This is a genomic window from Moorena sp. SIO4A1 (assembly GCF_010672065.1).
GTDB lineage: Bacteria > Cyanobacteriota > Cyanobacteriia > Cyanobacteriales > Coleofasciculaceae > Moorena.
The window spans coordinates 1-1,026 of sequence record NZ_JAAHHX010001071.1; the positions used below are offsets into that span (position 1 = coordinate 1).

At 46.8% G+C, this 1,026-nt stretch carries 2 protein-coding genes; both read right to left on the minus strand.

Going from position 1 to position 1,026, the window contains the following annotated elements:
* Nucleotides 1–264: 264 nt before the first annotated feature.
* Entirely contained in the window at nucleotides 265–630 is a 366-nt protein-coding gene (locus tag F6K53_RS45350) for a Lin0512 family protein (protein WP_287257187.1), read from the minus strand.
* On the minus strand, nucleotides 620–1,026 hold a 407-nt coding region (locus tag F6K53_RS45355; RefSeq protein ID WP_293087777.1), incomplete at its 5' end, for a class I SAM-dependent methyltransferase. The genes F6K53_RS45350 and F6K53_RS45355, both read right to left, overlap by 11 nt.

Below are 1,026 nucleotides of genomic sequence, written 5' to 3' on the forward strand. Positions count from 1 at the left end.
ACGGGTCTGTTGTTGGGAAATCTGTGAAATTAATCCCCTGCTCGATACCCTCAACACCATGGTGGAAAACTCCCTGGGCATTTTTGAAACTGTAGTGGATGCCATTGCCAATCGCCTAGAAGTAACACCGAAAGTATAAGACCTGATCGTTATGCAAACCGCCGTATGCTGATAGCTGATAGCTGATAGCTGATAGCTGATAGCTGATAGCTGATAGCTGATAGCTGATAGCTGATAGCTGATAGCTGATAGCTGATAGCTTAGCTAATCACTATCGACCAAAACAGTAACCGCTGCAACAGCAATCAGCATCTCATCATTTTTATCATTAAGTTCTGGAATCGCCCTGCCTTGAACCACCATTCCACCGGACTCAAGGGATAGAGTTTTCTGACCAAAAGGGAGTACAGCCAGTACTTCATTTTCCCGGACTTGCTCTGGGTAAGGCACGGCGACTTGAACTTCAACTATCATTTGATTGGGATGCTCTAAACCAGCTACTTCCCAAACACCAGGCAAGGCATTGTGAGCAATAGCGTTGCGTACAGCTCTTGCTGCTGCTACGGTTGGGTCTTGACCGTGTTGGTCTACTCCCATTCCCATTTCAATAATTAAGCGTTTACGAACCATGGCGAGTATATTGAATGCGCAACCGTTGAATCGGATCATCCTCTGATTCCGGGACAGTATCACGATGAATTTCGACTAAGCCCAATTCCTGAAAGTAAGCTAGTTCTGTATTGGACAACGGCCAAGGGGGACCATCCGGTTCAGTGTCGCTATCCCGAAATCGAGTGATCACTAAGAGGGTTCCTCCTGGGGCAACTAAGGATGCGATCGCATTCATCACAGTTGACCGGACCTTCAGGGGTAAGGCTTGGATATTACGGCATTCAAAGACAAAATCAAATTTGTGATGCCATGCTGGATCTAAGGCGAATAAATCCGCCACTTGGTACTTGACCTGGGAATTGGGAAATCGTTTTTGGCACCATGCGATCGCAGTCGGGGAAATATCAAAGGCAG